The 25,229-nt window shown below is 37.8% G+C and carries 32 protein-coding genes and 1 pseudogene; 3 read left to right on the forward strand and 30 right to left on the reverse strand.

The features are described from left to right. Positions 1-306: 306 nt before the first annotated feature. The 3 genes from OM416_RS19715 to OM416_RS19725 all read right to left on the reverse strand — a co-directional run bounded on the left by OM416_RS19715 (position 307) and on the right by OM416_RS19725 (position 2,120). A complete protein-coding gene (locus tag OM416_RS19715) occupies positions 307-1,029 on the reverse strand; it encodes a hypothetical protein (protein ID WP_264932361.1) in 723 nt (240 codons plus the stop codon). A gap of 130 nt (positions 1,030-1,159) precedes the next feature. Next, on the reverse strand, positions 1,160-1,513 hold the full coding sequence (locus OM416_RS19720; RefSeq protein WP_264932363.1) for a hypothetical protein: 354 nt from the start codon (positions 1,511-1,513) through the stop codon (positions 1,160-1,162). 13 nt (positions 1,514-1,526) lie between these two features. After that, entirely contained in the window at positions 1,527-2,120 is a 594-nt protein-coding gene (locus tag OM416_RS19725; protein WP_264932365.1) for a hypothetical protein, read from the reverse strand. 173 nt (positions 2,121-2,293) lie between these two features. On the opposite strand from OM416_RS19725, the gene OM416_RS19730 reads away from it, so the two are divergent. Further along, positions 2,294-2,632: a hypothetical protein gene (locus OM416_RS19730; protein ID WP_264932367.1), complete on the forward strand. Its 339-nt coding sequence runs from the start codon at positions 2,294-2,296 to the stop codon at positions 2,630-2,632. A gap of 230 nt (positions 2,633-2,862) precedes the next feature. On the opposite strand, the gene OM416_RS19735 is transcribed toward OM416_RS19730, so the two are convergent. The 3 genes from OM416_RS19735 to OM416_RS19745 are packed head-to-tail and all read right to left on the reverse strand — an operon-like array spanning position 2,863 to position 5,948. After that, positions 2,863-3,840, reverse strand: a complete 978-nt coding sequence (locus tag OM416_RS19735; RefSeq protein WP_264932369.1) for a site-specific integrase — start codon at positions 3,838-3,840, stop codon at positions 2,863-2,865. Positions 3,841-3,889: 49 nt separating this feature from the next. After that, positions 3,890-4,306 (reverse strand): hypothetical protein, encoded by a 417-nt coding sequence (locus OM416_RS19740; protein ID WP_264932372.1) that lies wholly within the window; start codon positions 4,304-4,306, stop codon positions 3,890-3,892. A gap of 34 nt (positions 4,307-4,340) precedes the next feature. Next, positions 4,341-5,948, reverse strand: a complete 1,608-nt coding sequence (locus OM416_RS19745; RefSeq protein WP_264932374.1) for a hypothetical protein — start codon at positions 5,946-5,948, stop codon at positions 4,341-4,343. Positions 5,949-6,475: 527 nt separating this feature from the next. Here OM416_RS19745 and OM416_RS19750 point away from each other — a divergent pair. Then, entirely contained in the window at positions 6,476-7,360 is an 885-nt protein-coding gene (locus OM416_RS19750; RefSeq protein ID WP_264932376.1) for a hypothetical protein, read from the forward strand. A 283-nt stretch (positions 7,361-7,643) separates the two neighbouring features. On the opposite strand, the gene OM416_RS19755 is transcribed toward OM416_RS19750, so the two are convergent. The 23 genes and pseudogenes from OM416_RS19755 to OM416_RS19860 all read right to left on the reverse strand — a co-directional run bounded on the left by OM416_RS19755 (position 7,644) and on the right by OM416_RS19860 (position 23,827). Further along, positions 7,644-7,937 carry a hypothetical protein gene (locus OM416_RS19755; protein WP_264932378.1) on the reverse strand — a complete coding sequence of 98 codons (294 nt, stop codon included), beginning with the start codon at positions 7,935-7,937 and terminating at the stop codon, positions 7,644-7,646. A gap of 184 nt (positions 7,938-8,121) precedes the next feature. Beyond that, positions 8,122-8,412 (reverse strand): hypothetical protein, encoded by a 291-nt coding sequence (locus OM416_RS19760; RefSeq protein ID WP_264932380.1) that lies wholly within the window; start codon positions 8,410-8,412, stop codon positions 8,122-8,124. 463 nt (positions 8,413-8,875) lie between these two features. Then, positions 8,876-9,253: a helix-turn-helix domain-containing protein gene (locus OM416_RS19765; protein ID WP_264932382.1), complete on the reverse strand. Its 378-nt coding sequence runs from the start codon at positions 9,251-9,253 to the stop codon at positions 8,876-8,878. Between the two features lie 206 nt (positions 9,254-9,459). Beyond that, the gene (locus OM416_RS19770; RefSeq protein ID WP_264932383.1) at positions 9,460-9,693 is read right to left on the reverse strand and encodes a hypothetical protein; all 234 of its coding nucleotides are present in this window, start codon (positions 9,691-9,693) and stop codon (positions 9,460-9,462) included. A 36-nt stretch (positions 9,694-9,729) separates the two neighbouring features. Continuing rightward, positions 9,730-10,101, reverse strand: coding sequence for a hypothetical protein (locus OM416_RS19775; protein WP_264932386.1), 372 nt, complete (start codon positions 10,099-10,101; stop codon positions 9,730-9,732). Between the two features lie 25 nt (positions 10,102-10,126). Next, complete coding sequence (locus OM416_RS19780; protein ID WP_264932389.1) at positions 10,127-10,861, reverse strand: SprT-like domain-containing protein; 735 nt, start codon at positions 10,859-10,861, stop codon at positions 10,127-10,129. Positions 10,862-11,122: 261 nt separating this feature from the next. Then, positions 11,123-12,334 carry a hypothetical protein gene (locus tag OM416_RS19785; protein ID WP_264932392.1) on the reverse strand — a complete coding sequence of 404 codons (1,212 nt, stop codon included), beginning with the start codon at positions 12,332-12,334 and terminating at the stop codon, positions 11,123-11,125. A 197-nt stretch (positions 12,335-12,531) separates the two neighbouring features. Continuing rightward, a complete protein-coding gene (locus OM416_RS19790) occupies positions 12,532-12,900 on the reverse strand; it encodes a hypothetical protein (RefSeq protein ID WP_264932394.1) in 369 nt (122 codons plus the stop codon). Between the two features lie 15 nt (positions 12,901-12,915). Then, complete coding sequence (locus OM416_RS19795; RefSeq protein ID WP_264932396.1) at positions 12,916-13,299, reverse strand: hypothetical protein; 384 nt, start codon at positions 13,297-13,299, stop codon at positions 12,916-12,918. 80 nt (positions 13,300-13,379) lie between these two features. Next, positions 13,380-13,754: a hypothetical protein gene (locus OM416_RS19800; protein ID WP_264932398.1), complete on the reverse strand. Its 375-nt coding sequence runs from the start codon at positions 13,752-13,754 to the stop codon at positions 13,380-13,382. 106 nt (positions 13,755-13,860) lie between these two features. Beyond that, complete coding sequence (locus OM416_RS19805) at positions 13,861-14,841, reverse strand: hypothetical protein (RefSeq protein ID WP_264932400.1); 981 nt, start codon at positions 14,839-14,841, stop codon at positions 13,861-13,863. Positions 14,842-15,677: 836 nt separating this feature from the next. After that, complete coding sequence (locus OM416_RS19810; protein ID WP_264932404.1) at positions 15,678-16,019, reverse strand: hypothetical protein; 342 nt, start codon at positions 16,017-16,019, stop codon at positions 15,678-15,680. Between the two features lie 505 nt (positions 16,020-16,524). Next, positions 16,525-16,776, reverse strand: coding sequence for a hypothetical protein (locus tag OM416_RS19815; RefSeq protein WP_264932406.1), 252 nt, complete (start codon positions 16,774-16,776; stop codon positions 16,525-16,527). A gap of 40 nt (positions 16,777-16,816) precedes the next feature. Further along, positions 16,817-17,185: a hypothetical protein gene (locus OM416_RS19820; protein ID WP_264932408.1), complete on the reverse strand. Its 369-nt coding sequence runs from the start codon at positions 17,183-17,185 to the stop codon at positions 16,817-16,819. Positions 17,186-17,234: 49 nt separating this feature from the next. After that, positions 17,235-17,567 carry a hypothetical protein gene (locus OM416_RS19825; RefSeq protein ID WP_264932410.1) on the reverse strand — a complete coding sequence of 111 codons (333 nt, stop codon included), beginning with the start codon at positions 17,565-17,567 and terminating at the stop codon, positions 17,235-17,237. A gap of 67 nt (positions 17,568-17,634) precedes the next feature. Then, positions 17,635-18,087, reverse strand: coding sequence for a hypothetical protein (locus tag OM416_RS19830; protein ID WP_264932412.1), 453 nt, complete (start codon positions 18,085-18,087; stop codon positions 17,635-17,637). Between the two features lie 289 nt (positions 18,088-18,376). Next, positions 18,377-19,123, reverse strand: coding sequence for a hypothetical protein (locus OM416_RS19835; RefSeq protein ID WP_264932414.1), 747 nt, complete (start codon positions 19,121-19,123; stop codon positions 18,377-18,379). Positions 19,124-19,472: 349 nt separating this feature from the next. Beyond that, a complete protein-coding gene (locus OM416_RS19840; protein WP_264932416.1) occupies positions 19,473-19,664 on the reverse strand; it encodes a hypothetical protein in 192 nt (63 codons plus the stop codon). Continuing rightward, positions 19,657-20,046 (reverse strand): hypothetical protein, encoded by a 390-nt coding sequence (locus OM416_RS19845; protein WP_264932418.1) that lies wholly within the window; start codon positions 20,044-20,046, stop codon positions 19,657-19,659. The genes OM416_RS19840 and OM416_RS19845 overlap by 8 nt, the downstream gene beginning before the upstream one ends. A 720-nt stretch (positions 20,047-20,766) precedes the next feature. After that, the gene (locus OM416_RS19850) at positions 20,767-21,246 is read right to left on the reverse strand and encodes a hypothetical protein (RefSeq protein WP_264932420.1); all 480 of its coding nucleotides are present in this window, start codon (positions 21,244-21,246) and stop codon (positions 20,767-20,769) included. Positions 21,247-21,737: 491 nt separating this feature from the next. Continuing rightward, complete coding sequence (locus OM416_RS31940; RefSeq protein ID WP_413775811.1) at positions 21,738-22,274, reverse strand: DNA cytosine methyltransferase; 537 nt, start codon at positions 22,272-22,274, stop codon at positions 21,738-21,740. A 66-nt stretch (positions 22,275-22,340) separates the two neighbouring features. Then, positions 22,341-23,366: pseudogene (locus OM416_RS31945) on the reverse strand (DNA cytosine methyltransferase); the annotation flags it as partial. Between the two features lie 182 nt (positions 23,367-23,548). Next, complete coding sequence (locus OM416_RS19860; RefSeq protein ID WP_264932422.1) at positions 23,549-23,827, reverse strand: hypothetical protein; 279 nt, start codon at positions 23,825-23,827, stop codon at positions 23,549-23,551. A gap of 77 nt (positions 23,828-23,904) precedes the next feature. On the opposite strand from OM416_RS19860, the gene OM416_RS19865 reads away from it, so the two are divergent. After that, positions 23,905-24,105, forward strand: a complete 201-nt coding sequence (locus OM416_RS19865; RefSeq protein WP_264932424.1) for a helix-turn-helix domain-containing protein — start codon at positions 23,905-23,907, stop codon at positions 24,103-24,105. 600 nt (positions 24,106-24,705) lie between these two features. Here the strand turns inward: OM416_RS19865 and OM416_RS19870 are convergent. Then, complete coding sequence (locus tag OM416_RS19870; RefSeq protein ID WP_264932426.1) at positions 24,706-25,167, reverse strand: hypothetical protein; 462 nt, start codon at positions 25,165-25,167, stop codon at positions 24,706-24,708. Positions 25,168-25,229 lie beyond the last annotated feature (62 nt).

The following is a 25,229-nucleotide window of genomic DNA, read 5'->3' on the forward strand; positions in this document are numbered from 1 at the left end:
ACTACCATGGGGAGACTTAAAAAAGGGCCTATTAGAGTGTATAGAGATGCTTTTAATAATTTCAAACGATGGTTTCCGAACATGTGGTACAAGAACAGCGCGATTCCATGGAATAATACTCCTCCAGCATATGATACTAAGAATGCAATAATAAAATCCTTAAGATCACTCTTCAGGTATATCGGTGTAAGTATGTTGTACGTTATTTGGATACTACCTAAGCATAAAATCCAACCATAGATTAAATTTATTCGTTTCCAGCTGATCATTGTGCACCTCGTTTCTATCTAAGATAAGAGATTCATTTTAGTAGCAATTCAAACTTCCGGAGAAAGCAAGAGCATTTTCTGATGAGAAAACGAAATTGATTTTGAGATTTCTAAGATCATTCTTATATTCATTTAGAAGACTACACAAGGACTCAAAGATATATTGATCATTGTTGCCTTCGTCGTAAATTATATAAATTTCAGGCAACGTTTCAAGCAAGTGATCGTCTTCATTAAAAAGTGACATCCGATTTTTAAGCTCCCTCGTTAAATCTTCGATAACTAATTGAGGTTTTTTATTATTATAAACAATTAGATTTTGATTATTATTTATAGTTGAAAGCTTTTCACCTTCTTTAGTAAGGTTTACATAGTGAACCTGGTGTCCTTCCCTGGCCAAATCAAAAGCGTGGAATATTAGTTTGACTCTTGTTGCTCTACCTGTACCAGTACTGCCCACTATGAAAGAATGTAAATCTCTAGAAGCAAACGGTATGTTAGATTTTTTTTTATTAGCTTCTTTTACAAATTCGAAAATTAGGTATATGCAATATAAAATGCTAAGGAATATAAATGGCCAAAAAGATATTGTTGCATTAACCACCCCATAATATTTGGATATGCTGTATACGAGAAAACTTCCAGTAAACAGTCCAAAAAAGAAAGCTTCAAGATACATTTTACGGAATAACTTCAACGTAATAGCGACCACAACAAAAATTGTAGTGATAGTAAATGGTAAATCTAAAATGATAAACACTCCTCTATTTTTAGTCGTAATTATACCAATCTAGTTTTAAATCGAGTAATGAACGAAAGAATCCTCAATACACTCTATAAAAAGAGCTCAAGAACACAAGCACGAGGGGGCTGTGTCCTTGAACTTTTTCTTAACGCTCAAGAGCGATATGAATAGCTGAATATATCTCCTTTATGACTGATACTGTCTTCTCTGCAGCTTGATATTGTTCAACGGAAACACCGGTGTTCTCGTAAACAGTCCTGTAAGACTTTAGTGTGAGGTTAGGCCCAAGTACATCAAGTAAAGTTAACTGATATTCGTAACTATCAATTTCAAGAGGGTTATAAAAAGAAGTCTCCATTTCGCCTGGAACAATTGGATGAGATATCAATTCCCGATGGATTAAAGATTCTTTCAATAACTCTTTCCATTCTGTCGTATTCATCTCGATTAATAATATACATTCATTTTCATTTGTTGGGTTGATACTTTCATCGCACATTTGCAACATCCTCTCAGGAGTTATTTGTATTACTATTCTGCGGTTCAGTCCTTTTGATTGTTTTTTTTGGCAGATATAATTCCAAGATTTCAATCCTATTATGAGAACGTAGTAAGTAAAAAGCTTCTTCAGGGAAATCATTTAAATCGCCAAGGTCTCTTATCACTGCATAACCCAGATCTTCTGGGTCAGATGGCTCATAGAATGAAAAATCGGTGTAACCTGAGTAGATTTTTCTCTTAGCAGTGACATCTAAAATAACGGATAATCTGGCTTCTTCAGTCCACATTTTATCAATAATCGAAACTTTCTTCTCTTCCAGGTTTTCAATATAAGGCGTAAATATTTCAGCATACCATTGGTCGCGTTTCTCACCATTCATAGAGCTAAGATGCGGGGCTAAAGCAGAAGCAAAAGCAATAATGATGATAAGTGCAATAGTCGATGATGCAATGCAAGTACCTAAACTTAGCCTGTTTTTCTTTTCAATACGAAAAATTACCGATCCTATGATTATAATAACTGCAAGAGGCATTAAGTACGCATAAATACCAATGTCTAAATCTTTAGTTACCGGAAAGCTACTAATTACTTCTTCTCTAGTCATCTGAGACCCCCATATGTATCTTTGATTAGTGGCTAAGCATTTTAGAATTATATCAACTGTTATAAGAATCGAGTAATGAGCACTCTTTGATTGATAACTCCGAAATGAATGGGTAGACCGTAGATATTGAATGGAAAATTAGTATAGAATGGATAAATAAAGGAGTTGATTTTATGAGTAGAATAAGAATGATGTTTACTAATAGTTTTGAAAATGAGACATATAGGTGTAGGGAGTGTGACAAGGACTTGGAAGACACAGAGGTCACAGACAGATGGACATGTGTTCATTGTGAGCAACGAGTTATTATTGATGCTCCAATACTGGATCAAGAGATCGTTCGGAAGTTCCCAGACGAGGTTACAACTCAAGATATCTTTTTGAAGCAAGACCACCAGTCTCACTTAATCCATGATATTAAACAAAATAAAAGTGGTGGTTACGATTATGTTCTTAAAGGATTTGGTACTCATAAACAAGACAAAAACAAATTTGCCCACATACTATATTGATAAAGTAGAATCTGAGAGTGATAAGAAGGTGGAGTAACATTAATGATCTGAATGAGGTTAATCTGCTTTAATTTACCTTTCAGTCTGGTCAAGGCAGATCCTGAGGGATACTTTTCTTGAAACTACAAACTACTTTAGAACTGTAATCTATAAAATGAAAAAGGCTAGAGACAACATGCTTTATCACATGATGTTCCTAGCCTTAAATACAAATTGTCTTCCAGAATTGGTTAGAGTCCTAAATCATTAGCAGCATTCTCCATAAATAACGTGGCATTGACTATATATCTCCGAAGCATCGCGTCTGATTTATGTCGCGTTTGCTCTTTAATGGACCGTTCACTACTCCCTCTCATTGCAGCAGTGGTAGCGAATCCCTTCCTAAGGCTGTGCCCAGCGTACATGGCTGGATCGAGGCCTACAGCTTCTACATAACGTTTGACGATCAAAGCGACTGATTTATCAGAGAGCCTCTTCTCTGATAAATGGCCAATTTTGTTTATGGCTCTAAAGACCGGCCCAGACTCAATACTAGATACATTAAGCCAATTCTGTATTGCTAACACGGGACACGTATCTTGACTTTGACCGTAAGGGATAGCAACAAACTCACCTTTACCTTCCTGGTCCGTTTTTGAGTACTTTATTCGTACAGTGTATCCTTGCTTACTTAATCTAAAATCAGAAACATCTAAGTTAACAAGTTCACTTCTACGGAAAGCCCCAACAAAACCGATTAGGAGCAAGGCCTTATCTCGGCTTCCCTTCATATTGGCAGGGGCTAATTTCAGCATTTCGAGCAACGTTTCGATAAGAATTGGTTGTTTCCCTTCTTGATAGGTCCCAATTTCTTTTTTTATACCTGACCAAACTTCCTTTATTAATTTTGTTGATGGCGTATCGAAATTCTTCGCATAATGAGCCTGAGCAATTGAACTCATTCTGCGCTGAATCGTACTTGCTTTTAAACCATCCAGAACCATACTCGAAAGATACAAAGCATAGGTTTCATTAGTTGTCGGCATATATGGAAGTTCATACCTTGTACACCAATCTACAAAATGAGACCAGTCCGATTGATAGGATTTACGGGTTGATGTAGATTTTGACTTTTCTATGAATGCAGTAGACATCTTCAATAGGATCTCTAGCGTACTCTCGGCATTCTCTAAATTAGTCTCAGAACGTGGTATTATATCTCTTTTCATAAAACCTCCTACTTCTTTCCAACTCGGTTTACATAATAATTAATAAGTTTCAAATTTTAATGCCATGATTTCTGAGGAACTCTCGCTTAATATCTATAGTGACATCGTTCCTACAGCTGTTGGATTGTCCAAGCCTAGATCCGAACGTACCGAACGTTGTTCCAGGAGAAGTATAGGAAGTATTACTATTATTCTGGGCTAAGCTATAATCGAATTTCCATTCATTTTGTTCCAATCTATAGATCATTTTTAAGAAAGCAGTTGCTGAAAGATATTCCAGTTCATCAACAAGCTGAAGATAATTATCAGCAGCCTCTTTGCTTATGTTCTCAGCTATGCCTCGATAAATTTTATCTAAGATCTTGCTGTTCAGATCAGATAATGTTGCTGGACGGCCAGAATAATATGAGGGTTCCGGATCGACTCCGGATAATGTGAGTATTTCTTTTATTGCCAATTTGTTCATAATTTTCACCTTTTCGTAGTTATAGTCGAAGAATTTATTGTGTTTTATCTCTATATAAATGGTCCCTACAGCGGTTGACCTCATTTCTGAGTTTTTCCGTAAGATACTCCATACGTCTAGGACGAAGACTGCTATCAATCAGAAAGTTTTTAAATGGCACATTAGGTGCAAGTTTTGTCTTGTTGTCTAGATAGTGAGAAAGAGGTTTGGAGCTTTTTCTTGATATCAATTGCATTAACATTTCGTATTCTTCTATATCCAAGTGAAAACGACCCTTAATAGGTAAATTGAATTTCGGCATACTTTCACTTATTTTCTTTTCAAACGGATTTAGTGTAGGAAAGTGCCCCCAGGTAACTGACAGTAGGTATATTTGGTTTACACCTTCAATAGAAGGATGCTCGATGGATGAAAGCTGCTCCAAACGTTTATTCAACTGTATTATAGGTTCAATCGTCATACGTTGAATATCCTTATCGATCGTGTTCTTAGCACCAAACATTGAATCCATTCTTAAACGATGGGCTTTTGCCTCCACAGCAAACAAAGTGTCCCCTAATCTGATTAATACATCAGGAGACCTTTTCTCTCCCTTATGTTTAGCTTTAAACTTGAACTCCTTTATTATTTGATAATTTAGCCCGTTCTTTTTCTTAACAGCTTCCATTGTTATGGTTTCGATATATTTTTCAAACACTTTTCCATAAAAACTAAGTACTTGAGTACTATCACTCGGGAATGCGTCCCTAATTTTAAAGTACAACTGGTCAAAAATTGCATCATCGAGTAGTTTAGTGCTGACAGGACAATAGGTACCTGTATCCAATAGCAATAAAGGTTTTCGTCTGAAGAGTTTATAATTCCATGGTTCATTCAATGAGGAAGTAGCCCATTTTTCTCCTTCACTCAGATTAAATGAGAGTTCGTGTACTATTGTCTTGGCAACATCAGATAAATTAGTGCTGTCAAAAGCGTTTAGACTCCTCATCCAGTTAACACTAATTTCATTTTTAGTCCTGAATTCCATAATGAGTCCAACTATAACACTGAAGTAATCTTGTAACGTGTATCCATACCGCTCCACAAATTTTTCTGACAAGTCCATATAATCCTTTTTTTCGAAAAGCAAAGGGTTGCTAGCTATTTCAGTGAACATTAATGAAGCTCGTGCGATGTCAGACCCTAAGTCACTAAAAGTATTAAAGGTTGAATTAGAAAACAACGAATAAATGACAGTTTCCTTAGTAACATCACTATCTAGATAGTCTGACAGCAAGATGCATAAAAGAATTATCTGGTTCACACCGACAGAAACGTCCTCAGGTTGTGACATACTCTTCTGATTCCCATAAGCTAGTAACCACTTCCATAGAAAGAACAATCCTTGTTCAGAATATAGTTCTTTATCTCCAAAAGAGTTCAGTATATCCATGCTCCCAATATGTTGATTAAATCTTCGAAACATATCTGTACATTCCTTCTTGAGTTCTCCATTTGAAGAGGTGATTTGCGATAAGATACTTAGTACCCCACCAAGGTTTAATGATTTAATTTTGGCTATTATGTCTTCAACCTGCGCTTTTTCTCCATTAATTTCTGAGAAAACTGCGTACGTGTGAATATGTTTTCCTGGATTAATCACTTGTAAAAGCTCCCCTCAATTTAAGGCTTATGTATTGTTAGACCCTCCCGCGATAATCTTCTCTAATGTGTTGAATAGTTACGGAGCTACCAAAAATACTTGCGTTGTCATAATTAGTGAGAACAATAGCAATCGATTTGAGATAGCTAATTTCCACAATTACTGACAAAAAAACGTTTTGTAAGTTTATGCTTATTTTGTACAGTTACAGTCTAGCCAAAGCCTTAACTACTTTTATCGCTAATTATGAAAAAGTTTTCTCATAAATTATGAAAACATTATCACTAATTATGACAACACCGCCCTCCCTCCCTCTTTTTTCTACATATGTCCTAAGATATTGGTTCCGATAATTATATCTTATCGGAACCTATTTTGATAACCCTATTCTACCACGTGAATATCACTCATACCTAGTATTTTCCTTCTCATATTTATGATATAGTTAACTCATTATATTATGTTAACAAGTTAACAAGCTTTAAAATAGGGTTATTTATGTTAACATTATAACGGAGGAGATCATTTTGGATAAAGAGGAAAAAATAAAGGGATTCAGAATTGAAGAAGAGCTTTATAAGGAAGTTAATAAGGTTATCAAGGTTTCAGGCCTCAAAGACGGTGAGTGGTTGAAGTCTGTAATGAATTTAAGTGTACTTCATGACATAAAAGCCAATGATCCGTCCATAGAAAATGACCTAGATGAGTTAGTAAAGGTATTTAATCGGGCCTATCACATTGTTATTCGACAGCATCAAAGAGCAGCTGATCGGATTGATGAGGTAAAAGATAAGAACCAGGATGATACAAAAAAGCTTGAGGATGAATTAAAAACTTTAAGAGAAGAATTAGCCGAGCAAAAGAAGGTGACCAAGAAACAGTCCGATGAACTTGATGAAATACGGCTGAAAAACCAAGAATTAACTGAACGTATTAGCCACTTTGATCAAGTAACCATTTCGAACGCTGAAAACATTCAGCTTAAAAATGAGAAGATTGAAAATTTAGAGACGAGGGTTCAATTGCTTATCGCTTCAGAGAACGAATTATCATTACTAAAAGAAGAAGTAACTGTCTTAGTCGCTAAGCATGCTAATGATATGGCATCCTCTAAAGAGGTAGAGAGCGCTCTACGAGGTGATGTGGAGAAGATGTCTCAGGAGATAAGCAAACTGAGTTCAGAGAGTATAAGAGAGCTGCAGAGGAAGGATGAGGATCATCAAAAAGAACTGATGATGCTAGAGAAAGAGATAATGATTAAGATGAGGGATGAACTACTCACTGAGAAGAATCTGTGGCATGAAAAGACCAATAAAGCTATTGAAGAGTTGAATCAAAAGCATAACAATGCTATAAAAGAGCTAGTGCAGAGTTTTTCCAAAGGAAGAAAAAATGAAGATGAATTGAATTAAAATGTACTCCTATACAGGAATAAGAAAAAACCCACCAAAAAGGCGGGTTTTTTCTTATTGACGAATTAGAGATATGCGGTGTAGAAAATAACTTTCTCCTGTGCATTCTCCCACTCATACTCCTCTGCTTCTAAGTAGAATTCTATTTAGAACGATCAAAAATTAGTCTGAAGAAAAATGCCAAAAACATAACTAAACCTATTCCAGCAATAACCCATAGTATGATTTCAAGGTCATCTTTCCCCACAACTATAGCTCCCTTTTTTATCAATTTAGATCAATATTAGTGATAATAATTCTTGGTAATAGGAGTGTTGTCCACCATTTGTATTTCTTCGGATTTTCGTGTTTTTCTTTTAATCGAAACCCTTTCTTCTAACTCTTCGAGATACTCATCAATAGTGCCTCCGTCATGTTCAACACCAGCGATAAGTAACGCAGCTAATAGTTCTTCTTTCTCTACGTGAGTAAGCGATTGAATAAATTGAAATGCCTTATTTTGATCTTCATGAAATTTTTCTTCTCGAATCTCTTTGTTTATCTGGACAATTTGACGGAATAAATTCTTAATCCCCATGATCTAACCCCTTCTTCTTTATCGATAGCCAGCAAGTTTTAAATTTCTAAGCAAAATACGTTACATTACTAAACAGAGTGTTATTCCTCTAGTGTTTACCGGATGCTAGGGTATGTATAGGGACCGGCATTAATTACAGACGGTTAACCCCATAAGAGCAGTTTCTTGAAGAATAGATAAACGTTCAATTATCATCAAAAAGATCTTTTGATTTATAGGTTGTAACCTCTATTAATTGATTATATTTTTTGTAACGCGTCACAAGATGCTTATCATCGTTTTTTCTGTATATTTGGTGCATCTCATTTAATTCAAGCTCAACATCATCCCCGCGTCTGATTATAATTTTCATCGTTCGAATCGGGTTTTTGTGATAAGAGGCGATGGCTAAAAATGCAACTAATGCTGAGAAGAATAATCCTATAGTCAATCCTGCAACCAACATCACAAACTCGGAGTTTATTTGCTCATTCATATAAACACTTTCCTTTCTACCTACTTGATGGATGGCGCAACAAAGGCCGTATGTCAGGCTCCCGTACTGGGATGCTTTCCTTTTTTAAAGCATCAATGAAGAACGGCTCAAGCGACTTCTTTTTCCCGCTTCGCAAATAGAACAGTTCTTGTTCTTTCTAGATTCATGTATAGGCAATTTTGAAATTCCATTATCGATTCACTCCTATCCAATAAGTAGATTGATAACGATCATTCACTTAGTAACTATGAAATATAAATTCTACTAAAGACAATAGTCCAGCATTAGTGAATATAACAAAATCTGAACGAGTGGTAAAATTTCATTTTGTTTTGTATCCAAGATACTCGTAAGTGATTTGCTTGTGTGAGTCCATACTGGTGACAATGCTGAAATCTCACTCCAGGTATGACACCAATTTTTTCTTTCTAAAAGGAGAGTATTATTGTGCGTTATTTCCTTTTTATGAATGATGAACCTTGGCCTTAAGCTTTGCCAGATTAAATATAAACTGATGAATAATTTCATTCACTAGAGAGTCATTTAAAAGATCAACATCATAATCAGCCTCAGCATTCCTAATATGCTTAATTATGTTGCTAGCCATAATGGAGGATTCTTTAGAAGTTCGGCTCTCATCAAAGGATTTACCCGTGATGAGCCAATCAATGGAAACTTCAAAGTATGCAGCTAATAATGCGATTGTATTAAGGTCGGGTTCTCTTTTGTTTGTTTCATACATTCCAAGAGTAGACTTACCTATCTTTAAACTCTTTGCCAGTTCATCTTGGGTCATATTTTTAGTATTTCTCAAAGTGGCCAATCTTTCTCCTAATGTCATTTGATTCTCCTCTGATGAAATATTGTGGTCCCATTCTGTTTTTAAGAGATTGAGGTGCAGGATCTGTTCTGGTAGAGAAAGTTCTACGAGAGGTTATAAAAACAGCTCAAACGGAGCAGCAGCAAAGACGCTACTGCCCCAATTTATTTGTTCTGATGTATTTCGAAAAAAAATCAGGTTTCAGGTGAACCCAAACAGACCTTATTCTAAAATTGAACAGGAATGATTTCCTTATTTCGTCTTTTACCTTCACAGGCAACTTTACGAATTATTTCCCATAGTTCATAGTTAGTAAGTTCTTGATAGGCATCTATCACTTCCTCCGGAACAGTTTCAAAACCTTCATTAATTTCATGTAATCGGTCAATAAACGACTGTTTCACTGTGAATGGTGTCTCGGTCATAAGATAGTCTAATACGATTTTTGTATGATTGGCCATATTCTCGCCCTCCCTCCAAGGTTGAATTGATCATATTCAAATGTTATAAAAGTCCAAACCTTCAATTGTTTGAGATTGCTCAAGATAGTATGCATTCTCTATTAAATTAAATCTGGTGTATACATATGCACCTGCAGTTCCTTGTTGGAAACCATTAAAATCAGCAGATACATATATCTTACATGTGATAAAGCCACCAATCATTTTACCAGTTTCGTTCTTCAAAGGACTTTCAGTAATGACCGTGTAATCATCTCCGAATACCAAATCCAAAATATACTTAAGTTCTTTTAAGTTTCTTCTTCCTTTGTAATATACACGTTCACCGATCTCATTCTCTCTGAACTTATCTGAATTAAAGTAATTTCTAAGGTTTTGTTTCTTTTCTTCATATTCCCTTGAATTCATAACTACCTCCAAAGATTGATTTTGTTTAATGTTCTTCGGCAGCGGCTTCAACTGATTCATCATTGTTCAATTTCAAATCTATCTCGTTGTAATCCATGTTTAATTGATGACTAAGAACTTCTGCAATGTCATCTCGATCACCAATTTCACCACTCCAGTGAGTACCTCGCTTGCTTACTCTTATTGCGATTTGTGCGATTGGCTCCATTTTATATCCGTACCACTCACACATCTTATCTGCAATATCACCAGGATAAATTGTAATATCATCTTCTCTGTTATTGTGAACACGAATTAAGGTGTTTGCTAAATCTTGTTTAAAATCATCAACGTTTTTCCGATGATGCTTCAGCCGTGCAGTAATTACACCATCCTCATTTTCTTCAACAATCTCAAAACGCTCATCCTTCTTTCGCTTCCACGCTTTTTTTGCAGCCAACACAGATTGTTCATCAGGATTATGTTTTCTACCTAATCCAACTCGAATCAGTTCCCTGGCGAACCGCTCATCTGAATCACTAAACTTTTCTCCAATTATATGTAGATACCAATGCACTAACTCATGTAACAATGTACTCTTAATAGCCTTTTCACTTCTTCTAGCATTCACATGACTATTGAATGCGATTGTTTCAATGTCACTGCAGTAGTATCCAACATAATTATCCCAATCTAGACTGTCACGGTCTAAATCGATTACGATCGCAGGAATGTGATCCAATGCCTTCTCACAAGGATTTTTGCATGATTGTTTAGCCAATCGATTGTTACATTTGGCATGTTATTGCTCCTCCTCATCTTCAATTTAAGAAATCAGTGATCTCGTTATGATAAGCATGGCATAACGAAAGTAAAATCACTAATTTTGAAAGGTTTTTCTGTCGTGAGGGGAGAAGAACGGTTGCTGAAATTGTATTACGACAAACTACAAAGAAAAAGACCGTTATAGAGGGACAAGGCCGGTCTTCTTCATTTTTTTGAAAGTGCGCTGGAAGTTACTCAGTAGAGATCGAAGTTCCAATTATGAGGGCGTATTTTCAATTCGAAACAGATTACTCGCCGGCCCTAACTTCTCTTCTAGCCAAGCAGTATTAAACAGATCGACCTGGTTCCATTCTGTTATTTCTACAGAAGTCAGTAAAGGTGTCTCAGGTACAGGTGATGTATCAAAAATATTAGTCGAAAGTGTCTGGCGCTTTATCACTTCTCGTACTGGAAACTCATTATTGCCGTAAGGTAAGTACGTCGTCATGGTTATAGAACGAATTATTGATGAGTGTGTTCTTACCTGCTTTATAGTGAAAGGAAAGTATCGATATTCATCGCCAGCTGTGAGATTTTCAGGATCAAAGGTAACGTTTTGGTTATTTGAAGGCGAAAAATCACTATTTGTCGGGTACACAGGGATTCTTGTACCAGTATCATGGTCTATCAGAATAGCTTCACCTTCTCTTCTCCTCTCAATAGAGTAGTTTGCTAATTTATATTCGCCCTGATTGTTAAAGTAGCCCGTTTCATATTCACTGGCTTCAATCCTTAAATGAGCATTTTCAATGATAACAGGCATCAACACAGGACTGATTCCTAGAAGGCGATACACTGAAGGACCTAACGAACGAAGTCTTGTCTTAACATTAAAAATTATAGCGTTAGTTATTGTTGAAATATCATAGGTATTGTTCTCGTTAATAGCTTTTTTAGTGTTTGAGTATCTTAAGCTTAAGCCCCTGGAAAATTGATTGTATAACCCTATTGGGCCAAATGAAGGGAAGAACTCTGACAACGATAAAATCTCTCCCGACCCTATGATCTCAGATTCAAAATCAGCATCACGAACATAACTAAAAGACCAGGTACTGTTACTGTGTTCAAAACGTGTATCAATTCGAAACATCTTAAATGAATTTGAACCATGATCTAAGTAAACTCCAATCATTGGAGAATCGTATGAAGCTGGTTTTCCTCTGAAGACAATATCTAGCACATTCTTAAGTGGGCCCTCTTCATCATCGACATTCTCAAAAGTTAAAGTTCTCATTATAGATGGCAGTTGTTCCTGAATCTGAGGTAGCAAAGTCACTGTCTTTCCTGCCATTGTCAAGAATAGCCTGTCGTCAAAAGAAATGTATTTCATCGCTATATCTGATTGGTCACCGGTCCGGACATTCGTTATTCTAAAGTCACTTATTAGACAACCTCTATTACCGTCTTTAATACCAATGATTAATGTCATTTACTGGGTCCCTCCATTTTCGCATTGTTTGAAATACTTTATCATATTACCTATGCATAGAGTAGTTCTAGGGTATTTGGATAGACCAAAAAACCCGTGAACATATTCATGGGTTTTGTCGTTCTCCATTTGAATTGTTATTACATGAGTTTAGCACATGCTAACATGGGGTCTGCCGACATTTGCTTTTGACTTCATCAATCTGAATATCTAATCATTAGTATAGCTTTACATATAACAAGAGAAAATGTATTGGCAGATACCTTACCATTGAATATATTTGAATTAGGTTTACCTGTATAAAATGTATAAACCTTTTCCGTTGAGTCCCAAGTGAGCTGAAACTGAACTTCGATATCTTCGATTATATCCAGGAGCATTGTTGCATCTGAGTCACTTCGTGAATAGTGATTATATCCATTGAGTGATTCATTCATAAAAATAAACTCTTCAATAAATTTATCTAGTATCGGGCTTGAATAGACCTGCTCAATTTCTTCGGGGAGTATTTTTAGCTCCCCCCTATGTCTTCGCTCCAAGAGTAAATTCATCATCGCACTATCCAAGTAACTGCTCCTTCCCTAAAATTTGAAGTGTTCTTTAATTTTAATTTGTGCGCTTTCGTTGTGACGCTTCCACTCTTTGGCATCTAATTTATCTTGTTCACTGATCTTGTCTGATTCCATGAAGCCTTCAATGTTAGCAACATTCTTCCCTAAAGCTCTCCGAATTTCAGCAAGTTCTTCATTCGAGAAACTCACTTCAACCGCTTGATTCTTAATCATTGCCGCTAATTCATGAACAGGAATGCTTTTTAACAAATGCGCTAGATCAAGCCAAGCAATTTCTGCAATTTCAGGCTCACGGAATTGATCTTTAAACTCAATATCTTTTAGTTTTTCTTTCAAAGACGGGCTTGCCGCAGGAGAAATGCTGTTAATGTAATTGGATAATTTTTCACTCATGGTTACTACTCCCTCTAGAAATTGGTTTATTCAATTATACTACGTAGAGGGTGGATATCCTTCAATCTGTGGAGAACCTTCTAAAACAGATCAAACTTGGTCAACAAAGCAGCCTTACAACGCATTTCAGGACTTGCTTGCATCAAGTCGTATACTTCACACACACCTTGTGTTTCAAGGTAGAACCATGTGATTGTTTCTATATAGCGCGAGCGATAATCCTCTGAGCCCATTATTTTTTCGACATCCATTGCATCAGAGATAGATTCGGAAAAATTTCGATAAATTTCTCGCCGTACCATTTCAACTTCACCATCAGGCCATTTTTTTGTGTCATACTCCCATACGATTTGAGGCATATCGTTGGCTATATAATTCCCCACAAGTGCATCTAATTCGTATCCTGGTTTTAATCCCAGGATACGATCTTTTGTAACGTTTAGCGCTTGTGTCATCTATCAAAGTCCTTCTCTCGTATGAACTGTTGGTATTCTCATAATTAAACACGACTATGGGAATTCGAAGTAATCCTATTAGCAGTCTTGTTCCCTTTTTGTTGGTTCAACTTCGAACCCTCGCCTCCCTTAGTGTCATATATGCAGCTTCAGCCCGTTGTCTAGGTGGAACGTCTAAAAGCCATGCGATGCCTTCGGGGGGCATACTTACCTCCAAAAAGTTCCAAAAAATATTTGCCTCTACCACATGAGCGAGATTTCTCACATAGCCATTTGGATCAGACTTGAGCGCCTTTTCCTGGATCTCTAGTGATGCGTTAGGTTCATACGTAAAACATGGTTCATCATACTGATCCATACCCTCATAATTAGTCAAATCAGCCAGCTCCTGATTGAGCTGTTTATCCGTCATATCCTTAACATTCGCCAAGGGATCACTCCCGGTTTTTTTACAGTTGGCATATTTGCGTATTAGCTGACTGCCATCCGTCCGTTGGTTAGATTCTCCTTCCCTGAGACACCGATAACTTTCAATAGGACTCCAGTCCATTGTACTCACATGCACTTTCATGTTCTTGGCAATCGCTTGGAAGGTAAACATATCTTTTGGTGCTCCAGTATAGTCAATTTCCTTGCTCAGATGTTTAGCTGCCGTTAAAACAATTCCGTAATTTTGAATTGTTTTCCAAGCTTCTTCAAGCTCCTTACGAAGCCGAGCTTCCTCATTTACTGACTTCATTCGCAACTCTTCCGTGAGCGAAAGAGAGCTGCTTAAGAACTCAATGGTGCTGTCCTTGTCTCCCAATTGCCCCAGTAGAATTTTCTTATCACCAACCAATGATTCAAGCAACAGATTGGAATCCGAAAGTGCCTTGTTTAACCTTTCGTTCTTATCGTTTAAACCATCCGAGTATTCCAGTAGTTGAGCCACCGTAGCATTCCCCGGAGCTGTGATAAATCCCGTGTTAACCATAGCTCTAATCTCTTGGAGCCGTTCTTCTGTCAAGACTATTCTTCCTTCCTCGGACTCAGTCCAACTGTTAAGATCCAGAGTTTTGCACGCTTCTATATCTTCGGCTTTTTTCATGTTTACTCTTCCTCCTTAGGCTGGGTGACTTCTAGAGATACAATGCGAAGTATCAATTCGTTACGTTTATTAATTTCAAATATCAAGAGTGTGCTTTATAGTCACTGACCCAAACTATTTATGATACTCTTTTAATCGTTCCTCTAGTTCTGGATCATTAGGATCTACGATACATCCATTATCTCCGCAAGCGCAGGACCAAGTAATTCTCACTTCACTTTCACATACCAAGCATTCAGGTAACTCAGAAGAAGTATCGCTCGAATAGGGAGGATCATCTTTATATAGTGGGTATACCCTATCGAACCACTCTTTAACTTCCCTATCAGTGAACATATACATTTCTTTTATATAATCCAAGCCCTTTTTACTCTCTAACCATTGGAGCCTTGACTTCCTGTTTAACGGCTTCAAATTTATACTCACCTCCAAATAATTTTATCTATTTAATAAAGTTATTGGCTGGATCATCCCATCTCGTTCAGGCCAATCTTTTTTTGCAATACTCCAATACGATCTGAGGCGTTTCGCTTGCTATATATTTTCCCACGGTAGCAAGCCCTAATTTTTTCCGCAATAAGATCAATTGTAACTTTGGTATATCCCTAAAATATCAATTCTAGAATTGGTTCTGAAGCGATATAAATGAATACCAACACACCGAATATGATTATCGTCCATTGCCACCAACGAAAAGGATTGAAGCTCATGTGTGTTACATCCCCTAACTAAGGAGAGGACATCCTCAACCTTTGAATTTATCTCGTATCCATTGAGCTGCCATTACGGTTAACGCCAGCGGAATCAACCATAACTTGTGATACCATGGGAAGTCATCAGGATCGATCAGGTTCATGGTTCCCCTCTTCTTCCTGGGCCAAAACGGTTTCCAGTACAAGCAACAGCCGTTCGATATCCTCGGTATCCACCGAATATTCTGATTCTCTTAGGACTGCAGCACCTAACTTTTTCAAAAAATTGTAATCTATCACCCATCCACCTTCGCCCCCAGGTTGCCGTGGGAATTTGACTTTCCGTGTCTCTTCAAGCTCCTCGCGGAGTCGAACAGCTTCGTCATTCCAAATGCCCGCCTGTTTCTTGGCATATTCCAGGTCTCGAGCAGCCGCATTGCCCACATCAACCAATGCCAAAACATTATCAATTACGCTGTTACCCATTGGGGCTCTGACGGAGCTCCAAGACTTCCTTACATACCACCAGTTCGCTCCCATCCAATAGCTTGTACACACGTTTACTCATAGCCTTTCTTCCCCTCCCTCAAATTAAGTACAAATGAAAATTTCCCAATCAGCCGTTCACAATATCCGAAATTTATATCAAAGTAACGAAGTTCATCCGGTGAATTCTGAATTTCTTTTGGTGGAGTAATCGCCATCTTTGCTCCACACACACAATTCACATTGAGTGACACGTGCAACTGTTATCACTCCTTGGTAAGAGGCCGTCAGCCTCAATTTTCTTATTCTTTTCCGGCCGGTACCCAGACGGGGAAGCCTGCGATCAGATGAAATTAATGAGTAAAAACCATCATCTGTATCAATTCCTCAGGTACTACCGGCAACCTCTCATGTTGCTTCGAAATCGAACTAAAAGAAGAAAGAAGAATTTTGAATCGGAGTGTGAGCCTGAATCATATGGTTATTATGTTCTCGTGGGATACCCCTAAACCACATGTTTATCAGTTTCCAGGGACCGTTTCATATCCCCCCAGTGTGTTTTTAAGGCCTGGACAGTGCCTTTAGGGTGTTTCTTTTTCAGGAAATTTCCGTTATATTCTGCTTTATGAAACGTTGTTACGTGCAGAGTTTCGTTCTCATCTTCCCATCTGCACTCAAAATATACTTTTAATGCAGCAGCATATACCCACCAGTGGATGAATCCGATCACACGGTGAATTTTCTGTTTTTTCCACATATGCGTCCTGCCTCATTAAGGGGTTAAGCCGAAACTTGTTTTAATCCAATGAATCAATGATTACTTCTGGGCCACTAAACTTCCAATATTGATTTTTACCAAACATTCTATCAAGCACAGATTGGAGCTGAGCAATGTCTTCTTTGGTGATTTTACCTTCAACCTCAACATCCCAATCCTCATACATCTCTTCGCGTTCTTGCTCAATATAGCACTTGATCATATGATCAGCATTAGGGCTCCAAGTAGTAGGCGTACATATTTGCCAATCAAGGAGTGCGAGATCTCCATCATTACGTATCATCTCACTTACTTTTTCAGCAGGATATGTGCAATTAGCACCCTCATAACTCAAATGCTGATCACTGGATACATCAGATAATTTCACTTTCCGGATTGTCTGTGTCATAGTACATTCCTCCCTAAAAATCTTTGTTTAAAGCGAGTTAAATAACTTATCAACTCCTGGATCTACCAATCATAAAGCTAATGAAAAATATAGAGAGTGCAACAATGGAATATGTTAAAACTTTATCAGTTAATACCATGCGAATATGAATATCATCTAACCTTTTGATCACTTGTATTAACTGATAATCAAGAACGGTTTGATTCCATAAATACAAGCTAAAACAAACTCCGATTAATGGAATACCAAGAATTATCCTGATAATTGAATATCTATATAAAGAAAGTTTCGCAGGATTTTTCTCATTAAAAGATAATACGAAAATAGCAACTAAAACAGGAACCGATGTTAATAGTAAAATCACAAATAAATTTGTTAGCATTAGGTCCCTCCCGTCCGATATATGAGCTTTATTCATAACTAGGAACTCCGCAGCTCTCCAGCAGATCCTATGGTATTATTTCCTCTGCTGAGGAAGGCACTATAACCTCTTCAATATCCTTTTTAGCTGAAGTAAACCATTCAATTAGACCTCCGTAATCTCTTACTTCACCCATAATACCGCTGCGCATTGCAAGTAAATGATCAAAGGTGTACCAGTTGGATAAAGGGACGTGTTCTTCCATCACATCCGATACATAATCACAATCACCCAGTTGGATAGTACCGTCTTCTTCATCTTCATAAGGTATTGTGTCATTGGAACAATAGACATAAGCTTCCGTGCCTTCCTCATAGCATCCCATTTCAGATTCCAAAGTCGGCTTCCCACACTTAGGGCATATAGAGGCAAGTTCTACATCAGCTTGTAGTTTAAGTTGATGATTGCACCAGATACGTGCCAGCCTTTCTGTGATCCTTACTTTTCGTGCATATAGAGCGGGGTTCTCATATATACTCATTTGTTCCTTTCTCCTTTCCGGACGAAGGTTGAACGATTGGTTTTAATGTATTGACTAAGTCTCTCTAGTGCATTTAGACTCGATTCGAGGTGAGTATATGATAGATTATGGTATTGAAAATAAGGATGGATTTTTTTACAACTTTGTTTTACATGACTGGTCCATATGGTCAGAACATTGCCAATTACCAAGCAAGGATCTTGCCGACAACTTATTAATGCTATATGAGGACAATCCAACATTTTGTCTAACCAAGGTAAGTCCCGTTAGGTCTTAAGAATATCTGATATTATGAATCCGGATGATTAACGAGTTCTGGGCGAACACGATAATACCTACGCCGATTTATGATCGTCGATTCACACCAATCTTTCTCAAATTTGAGTAAGGCTGTGCCTAAACTAGACTTGGGTGAAGAATAATGAGTTGTACATTGGTCCAGGATCACATTCATCGGGGTCCACCCATCTTGGATCTCCTTTGAATACTTGAGCCTGACTGAATCATAACGATCATGCATTCTCAGTAGAAATTCACGAAGCCTTAACATCGTTGTTCGGTACGTAGTGATATAACCTCCTCCACTCGTACCCCCTTCAGGTGAAAGACTCTCATGATACTCATTAATGCTTTCTGGGAGCAATGAAGTGATCCGCCGGTTTAAACGTGGACGTAATACAATTTCAACTTGTCCCATTTCCCCAACATATAATAAGCCTATTCCATACTGGCGCATGATGCGTTCGGCAAACTTGTGGATGTGTTTACCATGAGAAAGCTTCATACGCTTGTGTTGGATCGGTTCTGGTACTGCTGCGTAAATTAAATGTGCGTGGGGTTCCCATTCTACACACTGACCCATTACATCTAAGTTAAGAGACTTTTTGAGTTCAACAACAGTGACAATATCACCATGAAGACCGAGTACGTCAGCCCGTCTTAATGTGCCCTTGTGGGGTTGTATTTCTGAAAACACAATACTTCCTCCATATTCTAACCATGCCTTCACAGGAGCGAATAACTCAGTTTCTTTCAATGCAGTTCCCCCTTTGAAAACAATAAAAAATGTACAAAAGTGAATGTGACAACCTTACTTTTCACTCGATTCAGTAGTAACTTCATGTACGGCCCAATTTGCGAAGTTACCTGAGTAGCATGACTTCTCTTTCTTTTCCTTTCCGTTACGATCGATAGAAATATAAAACACATCCCCGAATACTCCTGACCCATCTACTCCACAGATACGAAAGCGAGTCACCCTTCTTTTAAGCCCACTCTTACCCATATATGTTCTATGTGTTTTAATAGCTGAAGGTTCCACCGTGTTTATACACTCCTCACTAGTTGGTCGCAGCCGTAGAATAATATAACGGCTCCCGCCACTCTCAAATTAAAAACCAGGTATCTAATACTTTTTTGACTTCAAGATATTGGCGGCGGTTTATTTCAATACTATTAAACCCTTTTGCACGAATATAGAATTTCGTTCCATCGGCATAGATAGGCCGTTTTAAGACTTTTTTCCAGGGATTTGAACCAGGTTGCTTAATTTCTGCTTTTTTAAGGTGCTCAATCATGTAAAATACCTCCTTTGGTCGTTGTTTCTCCGGAGTACAGTGCATCCAATTGTTTAACATCAAGGTTAAAGGAATTCAGATCTCTTAGAACACTAAGTTGTTGTTGCTTAGTCATTCTTTCAAAGTTGCTTTTAATGAAATTCAATTGCGCATCTGTAGGCTCTTCCCAAATGAAACAGTGACAACCTCCATCACCTTCTTTACCAACCCATGGATGACACCCGAATTTAATAAAAGCAGGTATCTCATTGCTGCTTCCGTTAAACTGAATCTTATATTCCACTACTAGTTTGGAAGCCAGCCGTTGATGTTCTTGGTACTCACACTCGAAAAACTGTCCATCTGGAGCTAAAAATCCAGATAAACCAAATTTTATTTTCACTGCTTCTATACCTCACCTTCTACAGTTCAAAGACTGAATATGTTTACTGCTTATAGTCTGTCACGTTAGGAGGTTGAAATCGAATTTACAGCGTTTTATTTTATAATTTCAAAGAAAGATCCCTCTCTTATCCAGTGAGGGATCTCGATTACGAATACCATATAATAATCGATGCCAAAAGAGAAATTTATCTACTTACCGAATAGTATTTCTATTTCGGTTGTCTCGGACGTATTCGACCAATTAATCTTCGGTATACCAAACATCATTATCTTTGAGCTCCCTAACCGATTCGTGTTGAGACTCACCTTCACACTCCGGACAGTTTACCCAGCAGACTAAAAGATTGTCTACCCACTTGTTACCACAAGTAACGCATATCCAAGGCAGTATCCTCGGCACGTCTATCCCTCCTATTTTCAATTAATAGATCTCTTAGGCTAGCTGAGAAATGTTTCAAAGCCGGTAACCGGTATGTTTTCGCTTGTTTGTCATCTAAGGATATTCTCTTCAGCGCACGAGATTTTGGCCTACAATGTATTCTTATGTGGTCATTATTGTCATATTTATTTGTGGGATGAGAGTGTACAAAACCGTACCAAAATGGTTTATTAAATCTGGGTATTGAGAAGTTGCTAACGATACCATAAATACTAAAGTGAATTAACCAGGTCATACTATGCCTCCCTAGTAGAGATTGAAATTCAGCAGAAAGGTACTTTATTCACTTTCTGCTTTCTGATGAGATTTTAACTTCAGAAAAGTTAATAAAGCTGCTTTACACCGCTGTGCAGGAGTTGCGTGGACAATTTGATAGATGCTATCCAAAGTAGGTGTTGTTTCAATCAAGTTCAATTCTAATACATTCTGTAACTCAATCGCGTATTGCTCTCGAATCTTGGGGTCTTGATCTAGGACCGATTGCATTTTCCATGTGGCTGAAATGTCCTCTCCATACCTTGGGCAATCCAACCAAGCATTTTCATCACTGTTCCTCCATGAAGCATTTTCCCAACGCTCACCGGATAGGGGGTGCCATGCTTTATAACCGAAGTGCCCAATTAATAATCTTGAATCTGGGCAATCTTCCTTTCTAATCACGTTCGCTCTGAATATATGTTGAGCCACCTCTATTCCAAGTTCTAGCGGCTCCATCTCCAGCACTTGCTCTCTAGTGAACAATATTGCTTCTTGCGTCATCTTATATGTCCTCCTACAGGTGCTGCATTTTGAGTCTATCTGTGCATTATGCAATATTCCATCACATAAAGAGTACTACCTGATTATCAGACCTAGGGATTGCAGCTGCATAATCCGTCACCACGATAGAATGTGTATAGTTCATGTCTTGGTTAGTTCAACCTAAACCATAACGATTAACACTTATAGGTAGAATCCATAGTTTGCGGTAACAAGGGAAATCGTCCAACTCAATCAGCTTAAGGGCTCCCTCTCCCCTCTCTGTTCCTCTTACAAGCTATCAGCTGCTTCCAGTCAAGCAAACTCATTAGCGTAGGGATTTACGATTAACATACAATAATCGATGTAAGAAGGGAATTTTTGAAGAATTCAACTTAAAATAAGTCGGTTCTCCACTCTCTAAACCGTTCGACTGCTCTATCTATATTGCTGTTAAAAGAGAACTACAATTCTTAAATACGGCTACGAAGGAATTAATATATCTTGTACTCCTACATGCTGAACGCCATCTGTCCAGGTTCCCTTTGTGCATATTTTTCAATTGTTAACCTGTTGCCTGATCCCAGACAAAGTTCTGGCACATTAGCCTGTACTAATACTTTAGCGAATGGTGGAGGTACTGCATTACCACAACGAGCAACTTGATCACTTTCACTGATTTTTTTTCCGTTAAGATCTCTATCAATAATATATTCTTCAGGGAAACCTTGGCCTCTAAACAATTCTCTAGATTTAAGCATCCTCATACGGATATCAATAATTCGGTATTCGACACCGTGGATGTTAACCAGACCGAGTTTTTTCTTATCAAAGTTGGGATTCTGTCCTTTTGCAACACAGCTTTCATAGTATCTCTGTAAAAAAGTCTGTACTTTTCCAAAGTGGGTACCCCCAGCTGTAATCGTTTGAATCGGTTTCATAAGTGGTTGACCGATATTATCCCCGAGCATCTTTATAATATGAGTGGCCACTAATGTTTCGTGAACGGGTTGAGTATCGGATTTTGCTAGGGTTGGGTATATTAGCATATGCTGAGTGCCTGTCGTAATTGTGCGTAAAGGCTCCAAAGCTGAACTACCAGGATGACCAGATGTGTTCACACCAAGAATAGGAGTAATAAGCAGGTGCTCTGCTTTTGAGGTAATGGTGGTTAAGGGATCTGTGATTCTATATTGCAATCGATCTTTTGCATATCCTGTTTGACCTATCCTTGCGATAAAAGGAGTCAGTAGACCCGAATTACTTTTATTCATGTATGCATCTATAAATGCTTGAATATCCCCTGATTTTTTGAAATTTGAATTTGTAATAGTAAAAGGCATAACAAAAGGGTTTGGATCTTCAATAATGAACTTCTGTATTCCTCTAGCAATTCGGCTTAATGTATTATCCGCTAAAGGACGTATGGCTCTAACTCCGTATTTTTCTTTTATTTCTTCTGAGGTATCAAAGATCGATGTTGCAGGAATTGTCCAATCTATTATTTCTGCTGCAGGGTGCCATGGTTTCAAATTTCCAGATTTAAACTCCTCGCTTTCTGGATTACCGTGAGTTGGTTTTGGCCAAACGATTGCTCTTCCATCATTACGCGCAATCAGAAAGAAGCGATTGCGGCTTGATGGTGCTCCATAGTCACATGCAAGCAGTTCCTTCCACTCCACATCATAACCGAGGCGTTTAAAGGCATTCACAAAAGATTTGAACGTCTTACCTTTCTTCTGCTTATCCGGATATCCATCTTTCGTCAGCGGACCCCAGGTCGTAAATTCTTCAACGTTTTCTAGAATGATCACTCTTGGCTTTACAGTGGCGGCCCAACGCACTGCTACCCAAGCAAGTCCACGAATTTCTTTCTCAACCGGCTTACCACCTTAAAATGTTTGCAGTCTGGTGAAAACCACACTAACCCTACAGGACGGCCTCTAACTAACTCTCTGGGATTGGCATCCCAAACCGAACCGCAGTAGGTGTTCTGTGTCAGGGTGATTTACTTTATGCATTGCAATAGCGGCCTTATCATGATTGATAGCAATGTGAGGGCTGTATCCTAATGCTAATTCCATACCAGTGGAAGCTCCCCCTCCACCGGCGAAGTTATCGACAATTATTTCTTGTAGCATAGTCTGAGCTCTCCTATTGATAAGATATGCTAGATTAGACTAGCTACAGTATAGTGTGTCATATAAAGTAGTTTGGGGTCGAATTTCCAAAGATATATTTGTACATTACAAAAAAACGAAAAAATCCCTCTCTTTTCTCAAGTGAGGGATTTATGATTTCAATATTCATACGAAGTCGAAAATTAACCAGATACTATTTTAAGATCTACAGCAGATGAGGGGCTAGAAAATTGCATACTATTCAAGAATGTCACTTCAACACTTTTGGCAAGCATCGCGATAACCTCGTATTCAAGTGAACTCAGCGCATCAAGGTGACTCTCCGGAATAACATGTATCAGCTGTTGGAGCTTTTCTGCATAGTTACTATGTATCTTTTGAAAACTAGGATTCCTTTCAAGTCTTTCTTGCAAACGTGTAATTTCGTTATTTGATTTATCATCCATCTTATTTTGGTTCATTTTAGCTTCTCCTTTAATTGCTCCAGGTTGTCATATTAATGTATAATCGCTACATCTCTGTATTAATGAGGTGAACTATGGCTCTCCAACGAGGGAGATGCCGTTTAGACGAGTTGCTTGGTGGTTTAGCACCTGCAGAATTTGCTCGGCGTATGGGCGTAAACGAATCCACCGTGTCCAGATGGAGAAGTGGAGAACGTTTGATGTCCTACGAAAGTGCAGTAGAAGCAGCAGCTATTCTAGGTTGTCATGCTGAAGACCTTTACTACTGGATTTAAACGGTATTAAATGAGTAGGTACTTTCTACTCTTCCCTCGGCAGAAACTTGCCTATACTGGCAAGTTTTTAAGGAAGAAAATGATCTATATCACGTGCAAATGCACTCGATCTGGTTCCTTTGTCTTAGTTCCATGTTATATATTTATGAAAAGAAAGTAAAGCTGTATTCAAATTCTGAATAGGCGACACTAGTAACCATAATTCGACATAAAATGACACTAAATTCATGAAAAACCCATCGATTTTTCATTGATGGGTTTTTTACGTAATTATTCTATCACTTTAAAGCTGATGGGCTGTCGTCCGGTCGTGTATGTATGAGGCGTCGTGTAGCTCACCAACAATTTTTTTATTCAAATCCTTTTTTTGATTTATCCATAAAATATAGCAGGACTGAAAATAATATAAGAAGAAACATAGTTCTCCATTGAAGTAGGGAGAATAAGGCTTCATATATGGTGGGCCTACCTGTCACGAGTAGAAAGATTAATAGAAATAAAAGTAAGCATCCAATTATTCCGTATAAACTAATTATGAAGACGTAACCAGCTAATAAAGGATGCTTCTTGAAGAAGTTAGCAAATCTCTCATGAAGAGTATTAAACATGTTCATACTCATTACGCCTCCTCAGTTGTATATTTTTTGATATCTTCTCCGCTATAGCTACTAACTCCCTGTATTCATCATATTGATTCAACATAAAGGTACTCAAGAGCTCGTATGCTTTCGTTGAGTATACGTTTTGTTTCTCTCTGGAACTAAAGGAGAACGGTTGTAGTTCTCTTTCTTCTTGTCGATTTTCTTTGAAACAATCTAGTAACCATACTTTCCCTCCCCTACGCATATATACATGCAGTGCAAACTTATCTTTCAAAAAGATTCTAGTGCCCCAATGCTCGTATGTTTCATACCACAATCCATATGATCCTTCTTTAATTACGTTAATCAACCGGTCAAGAAAAAGTGAATCGGTAACTGTGATTTCGATTATCACAACGTATGGTTTAGTACGTTTAACATCCACTGTCTTTGTTATTTTAATGGCATACGGTTTGTTCATAAGAATCCTCCATTTATAGATGTCTTACGTCCTATGTTTACACTTTTCTTTTGAACTGTCTA

It is taken from the genome of Paenibacillus sp. LS1 (assembly GCF_026013365.1).
Lineage (GTDB): Bacteria > Bacillota > Bacilli > Paenibacillales > Paenibacillaceae > Paenibacillus.